5 protein-coding genes are annotated in these 5,875 nt (G+C 59.4%); 2 read left to right on the top strand and 3 right to left on the bottom strand.

Annotation, left to right across the window (positions count from 1 at the left end; all coding sequences use genetic code 11):
• Nucleotides 1–177: 177 nt before the first annotated feature.
• From IBT47_RS26685 to IBT47_RS26675, 3 genes are read right to left on the bottom strand one after another with little or no spacing between them, the layout of a single operon-like run.
• Nucleotides 178–1,470 carry an FAD-binding oxidoreductase gene (locus IBT47_RS26685; RefSeq protein ID WP_200564256.1) on the bottom strand — a complete coding sequence of 431 codons (1,293 nt, stop codon included), beginning with the start codon at nucleotides 1,468–1,470 and terminating at the stop codon, nucleotides 178–180.
• Between the two features lie 27 nt (nucleotides 1,471–1,497).
• Nucleotides 1,498–1,920, bottom strand: coding sequence for a RidA family protein (locus IBT47_RS26680; RefSeq protein ID WP_105594129.1), 423 nt, complete (start codon nucleotides 1,918–1,920; stop codon nucleotides 1,498–1,500).
• Nucleotides 1,921–1,972: 52 nt separating this feature from the next.
• Nucleotides 1,973–3,112, bottom strand: coding sequence for a tyramine oxidase subunit B (locus tag IBT47_RS26675; protein WP_105594138.1), 1,140 nt, complete (start codon nucleotides 3,110–3,112; stop codon nucleotides 1,973–1,975).
• Nucleotides 3,113–3,280: 168 nt separating this feature from the next.
• Here IBT47_RS26675 and IBT47_RS26670 point away from each other — a divergent pair, with 168 nt between their 5' ends.
• Both IBT47_RS26670 and IBT47_RS26665 read left to right on the top strand, forming a co-directional pair.
• Nucleotides 3,281–4,114, top strand: a complete 834-nt coding sequence (locus tag IBT47_RS26670) for a helix-turn-helix domain-containing protein (protein ID WP_200547183.1) — start codon at nucleotides 3,281–3,283, stop codon at nucleotides 4,112–4,114.
• A 192-nt stretch (nucleotides 4,115–4,306) separates the two neighbouring features.
• Nucleotides 4,307–5,698 (top strand): APC family permease, encoded by a 1,392-nt coding sequence (locus tag IBT47_RS26665; RefSeq protein ID WP_200564254.1) that lies wholly within the window; start codon nucleotides 4,307–4,309, stop codon nucleotides 5,696–5,698.
• Nucleotides 5,699–5,875 lie beyond the last annotated feature (177 nt).

Below are 5,875 nucleotides of genomic sequence, written 5' to 3'. Positions count from 1 at the left end.
CGACACGTCTTCGACGGTCCGACCGGCCGGGTGCTGTAACCGAAGGCATCACGCTTCGCGTGACGCGAGGACCGACCGGAAGCCCCGGCAGAGGCTGGGAACCCGGCGCGGTTTTATCAGCAACATCTGCAAAAGTTGAGTACCCGGCGCAGTGTTATCCGCGCCCCGGCTGCACCCTCAAAAGCGATCGAACCGGTACGGCGCAGGATCGATCAGCGGCGCATCCCCACACACCAGATCCGCCGCCAGCTGCCCTGCCGCCGGTGAAGTGCCGAAACCGTGCCCGGAAAAACCAGTCGCCAGCGTCAGACCGGGCAGCTTCGCCACCGGGCCAATAACCGGATTCGAATCCGGCGTCACATCGATAGTTCCGGCCCACGCTTCGGCAATTTCCGCCTGCGAAAACACCGGCCACGCCTCCCTGAGGTTGGTTAGCGCCTCCTGATTCAGCCCCGCATTCACCGGCGGGTCCATCGTCCGCACCTGCTCGAACGGCGTGCGGCTGCTGGACCGCCAGCGCCGCGCCAGCATCAGATCGCGGACAAACGGCGTGCCGATTTTAATCCGCAGAAAATCCCGCTGCGCGCGAAGCTGCGGCAGATAGCGCGTTCCCAACAGAAAATGGTCCAGCGTCAGCGACGCGTCCAGTGCACCGCGCTGAGTAATGATAAAACCGCCGTCGATATGCTTACGGAAGGAGAAATCCGGTGCACCCACGGCAATATCCGTCGGCCCGTTCATCGGCTTCGTGCGCAGTACCGAGCACACCAGCGGCAGCACCGGTAGCGAAATCCCCAGATTGCCCAGCAGACGCCTCGACCAGATACCACCAGCCAGCAGCACCTGCTCGCAGCGGATTTCCCCACGTTCGGTCACCACACCGCTGACCCTGCCCGCTGTCGTACTCAGCGTACGCACCGCGCAGTGCTCAACAATCACTGCCCCTTTGGCCATCGCCGCGCGGGCAATGGCGCTGGAGGCCAGCGTCGGCTCCGCCCGCCCGTCGGATGGGGTGAAGATCCCTCCGGCCCACTGACTGCTGCCGCCAGGCACCTGGGCGGCGATCTGCTGCGCGCTCAGCAGATGGGAATCCAGATGCAGAGAACTGACCGATTTCAGCCAGCCTTCGTACATCGCCATCTGTGCCTCCGTGCGGGCGGCAAACATAATGCCTGCCTGACGATAGCCGACATCACTGCCGACCCGTTCCGACATCTCCGCCCATAGCCGATCGGCGGCCTGCGCCAGCGGAATATCCTCGGCCAGACGGCTGGTTTTCCGCACCCAGCCGAGGTTACGGGAAGACTGTTCCCCGGCTATGCGGCCTTTTTCCAGCACCACAACTGGAATATTTCGTTCCGCCAGCGTCAGCGCCGCCGTCAGGCCGACTATACCGCCGCCAATAATTACCACCGTGGTTTGCGGCGGGAAGTTCGCGGACGTTTGTACCGGCGTTATCGCAGGAGCCATCGCCATCACCTTCTTATGCTGAGTGAATTACTGAGAAACGTTAAGCTTTTCAACGCTGGCAGTAGAGGCTCCACGGTAAGCAGTAACCTCCAGCTCCACTTTGTACACCGTGGAACCCAGCGGCGGGCAGGTAGCCGTTAAGGCAGGGTCGATGCCACGGAATTTCTCGCCGACGATAGCCATCACCGTATGGATATCGGCAGGGTCCTGAATAAAAAGGCGTGAACAAATTACGTCGGCCAGCGTGGCATCTACCGCCGCCAGCGCCTGCTCAACATTGGCAAACACCTGCTGCGTCTGTTCGGCAATGTCCTCGGGGATCTCTTTGGTCTGCGGGTTGCGCCCGGCGGTATTGGAAACGTAGATCCAGTTATCGACCGCCACCACGCGCGAGTAGCTGGCTTTTTCTTCGAAGATCGATCCGGTTTTTACTTTGATGATTCTGGTCATGTTGTTCTTCCATTCAGGTAAACGTATCAGGGGGAGAAGCGTGCAAACAGGTTCAGCTCAGCGCCGGGCTGTCCCACAGGTTCAGCTTGACGCCGATGTTGTTGGCCAGCGCATTGCGGTAAACCACCGTGCCCCAGGCCACGTCTTCAACCGGCATACCGCCGACCGACATAATGATAATTTCGTCATCGTTCAGGCGGCCCGGCGCGTCCCCGGCGATGATTTTGCCGATGTCTTCCAGCTGTTCCGGGGCCAGCTGTCCGGCGGCCAGCATGTCCATAAAGCGCACGCCGATAACGGGAATGGTGTGGTGGGCTGGTTTGGGCACTTCCTCGAACCAGGCGTGATACAGGCCGGTGTTATCCAGCACCTTGCGCACGTCGGCCCGCTCCATCCCTTCGTCGATATTGCACAGTGCGGGCATCGCCAGGAACGCGCCGGGCTTCACCCACTCGCGCTTCACGATCGGATAGGTCGCCGGATCGCCCACCTCGCCGGAGCTACAGTAGGTAACGATATCGGAACCGCGCACGACCTCTTCGAGGGTATCGACCACCTGCACGGTGGCGATCTGCGGCCAGGTGGCGGTGACCCAGGAGATGAAATTGTCCAGGCTACGCTGCCCGCGCCCTTTCACCTTGATGGTGTCGATCTGCGGGCAGACGGCAAGAAACGCGGCAACGGCCGTTTTTCCCATCACACCCGGCCCCAGCAGGCCAATCACTCGGGAATCTTTACGCGCCAGATGGCGAGCGCCGACCCCCGGCACCGCCCCGGTGCGGTAGGCGGAAAGCAGGTTGGCGGACATATGCGCCAGCGGTGCACCGGTGTCGGCATCGTTAAGGGTGAACATCAGGATCGAGCGCGGTAACCCCTTCTGCCGATTGGCAATATTCGAGCCGTACCACTTCACCCCAGCGGTGCAAAAGCTGCCGCCGAGGTAGGCGGGCATCGCCATCAGACGGCGGTCAGCCGTCGGCTTCGGCATAGTGGGAAACGGCGAGTTTTCAGGGAAGGTGACCATCGCACCGTGGGAGTCGTTATTGGCACCGGCCATACGATAGTCGCCCTGATACAGCAGGCCAAACATCTCCTCCATCGTATCCACACAGCTGGCCATATCGGTCACTCCGGCACGGATCATGTCCTGCTCGGAAAGGTAGAGAAAATCAATTCTGGTGTTGTCGGTCATCTCGGTCGCCTCTGGAAAACGGGTGATAGCGCAGGAATTGCGTTATGAATATCGTGAGGCTGCCGGGGCTGTATTGAATATTTGCGACACGCGCTGAAACGCCCCAAAACGGAAGTGGCACCCTGATTGCATTGACTGAGCATCATCATTGCTATGCAGGAACCGCCTATGTCACACGATCTTGCCTGCGGCCAGAGCGCCGTCATCCAGCCGGAACAGCCGTGGTTTGTGCTTAGCGCGGCGCATCAGTACTCGCTGATGGCCTCCCGCCATCCGGCGATTGCTCACTTCTACAGTTTTGACGTGGCGCACTCCGCCAGCCTGACGCTGGCCATCCCGGACGGCTGCGTGGATATCGTGTTTGACTGTGATGCGCTAAAGCCGGTAGCGCGGGTGTGCGGCACCACGCTGGAAGCACGCAGCGCGGAGCTGATCCGCGATCATCGCTACTTCGGCGTACGCTTTGCGCCGGGGGTGGTGCCGGACTTTCTGGACCTGGTGGCGGAGGAGTTAACCGATCGCGAGTTTAACTTTCTGGATGTGGTGCCGGATGCCCGGCTGGCCTGCGAGCAGATCCTGCGCCATTCGCAGTTCTCGCGGCAGATAGAGTTGTTTAATCAGCATTTTACCTCGCGACTGGTGCGCAAAACGTCTGCCGTGACCGGGCTGAGTATTCAGACCATCCTGCGGCAAAAAGGCAATATCCGCATTGAGCAGCTGGAGTCACTGACCGGCTACACCTGCCGGACGATTCAGCGCCAGTTCAGGCAGGATACCGGGATGTCGCCGAAAACCTTCGGCCGCATTATGCGCTGCCAGGCAGCGTTGAACAGCCTGCATCAGCAGGGCGCGGTGTCATTTTCCGACCTCGCGCTGGACCTGGGTTTTAGCGATCAATCGCACTTCCTGCGCGAGTTCAAAAAGCTGGTCAGCACCACGCCGCTGGACTATCAGCGCCGCACGCTGCACGAGTCCTACAACGGTCGTATTCGCCATCACTGAACCCCGGTCGTTAGCGCAAGGTTAGCGACCCGTTAGCAGAAAGTAGCACTGAAATGGTGCAGCTGTTGCACCGCCGTGCTGTCCGATTTTTTCTATCGCCGCCCTCACCGCTGAGAAATGATGCATATCAGTTTCCTGCTCAGAAAGCTCACTTCTCTGGGTTCGATTTCACTCTGCAATAAGGCGCTGGCGATGAGTAACTCAAGCGGTTTACGAAAAAATACCCTCGGACTTTCTTCCCTGGTGTTCTTTGTTGTGGCGGCGGCCTCCCCCCTTACCGGGGTAGTCGGCGGGCTGCCGGTGGCGATTTTCACCGGAAACGGCGGCGGTATTCCGGTGGTTTATATTATCGCCTGCCTGATCCTGATGCTGTTTTCCGTCGGTTACCTGACCATGAGCCGCTACGTCACCGATGCCGGGGCGTTCTACACCTATATCTCAAAGGGGCTGGGTGAAAGCTGGGGCGCATCGGCTTCCATGCTGGCGCTGCTGGCCTATTTCTCGGTGCAGACGGCGATTATGGCGATGCTCGGTTTCTTCAGCAGCCTGTTTCTGGAGCAGCATCTGGCGGCCCATATTCCCTGGTGGGCGCTGAGCATGCTGTTTGCGGTCATCGCTTGGGTGCTGGGCATTAAGCGGGTTGAGGTCGGCGGCAAACTGCTGGGCGTGCTGATGCTGGCCGAGGTGGCGATTGTGCTGCTGACCGACGTGATGATTCTGTTGAAAAAGAGCGGCCCGCTGAATTTCAGTTCATTTGAGCCGTCGGTGTTTATGCACGGTAATCTCGGCATCGCCTTTGTGTTTTCCATCGCTGCGTTTATCGGTTTTGAGTCCACGGCAATCTATGCCGAGGAGTGCCGGGAGCCGAAGAAAACCATTCCACGCGCCACGATCTGTGCGCTGGTGATTATTACCGCCTTCTTCTGTTTCACCAGCTGGTCGTTTGTGCAGGTTTACGGCTTTGAGCAGATTGCGGCGATCGCCAGTAAAGATCCCGGCAACTTCGTGTTTGATATCACCCGGCAGTACGTCGGCCAGTGGGCGGTTGAAACCATGTCGGTGCTGCTGATTACCAGCCTGTTTGCGGCCACACTGGCCTTCCACAACAATATTTCGCGCTATATCTACAGCATCAGCCGCGACGGGTTGATCTGGAAGGAGCTGTCGGAGACGCATCCGACCAACGGGACGCCGCACAAGGCCAGTCATATGCACAGCGTGATTTTACTGCTGCTGCTGGCGGGGATGGGCAGTACCAATATGGACCCGATGGTGCATATTTTTGCCTTCGGTTCGGCGATTGCCACGCTGGCGATTCTGATGTTGCAGGTGGGGGTTTCGGCGGCGGTTATCGTGTTTTTCCGTTATCGCGTTGAGCATGATAACAGTGCCTGGCAGGTGTTCTGGGCTCCGCTGCTGGCGATTATTTTTATGCTGATAACGATTGTGTTGGTGATTGATAATCTGCAGTTGATTAGCGGCAGTGATTCGGCGCTGATTAAGTTTATTCCGTGGTTTATTGCGGCCTGTGCCTGCGCCGGTTATGTGATGTCGGGGAGGCGTCGGGCAGTGCGGGCGGAGTAAGTTTTTAGGCTGGGGTCGTTGATAAAACGGTGCCGGGTTCCCAGCTTCTGCCGGGATTGCGGCAAGATTGTGTAGGGTTCCCAGCCTCTGCCGTGGCTTCCGGTCGGTCCTCGCGTCACGCGCTGCGTGATGCCTTCGGTTACAGCATCCGGCCGGGCGGACCGCCGAAGACGGGTC

Source organism: Erwinia sp. S43, assembly GCF_016624745.1.
Classification (GTDB): domain Bacteria; phylum Pseudomonadota; class Gammaproteobacteria; order Enterobacterales; family Enterobacteriaceae; genus Erwinia; species Erwinia coffeiphila.
The sequence above is the reverse complement of the archived record's forward strand: the minus strand, read 5'-3'. Positions and strand labels throughout refer to the sequence as shown.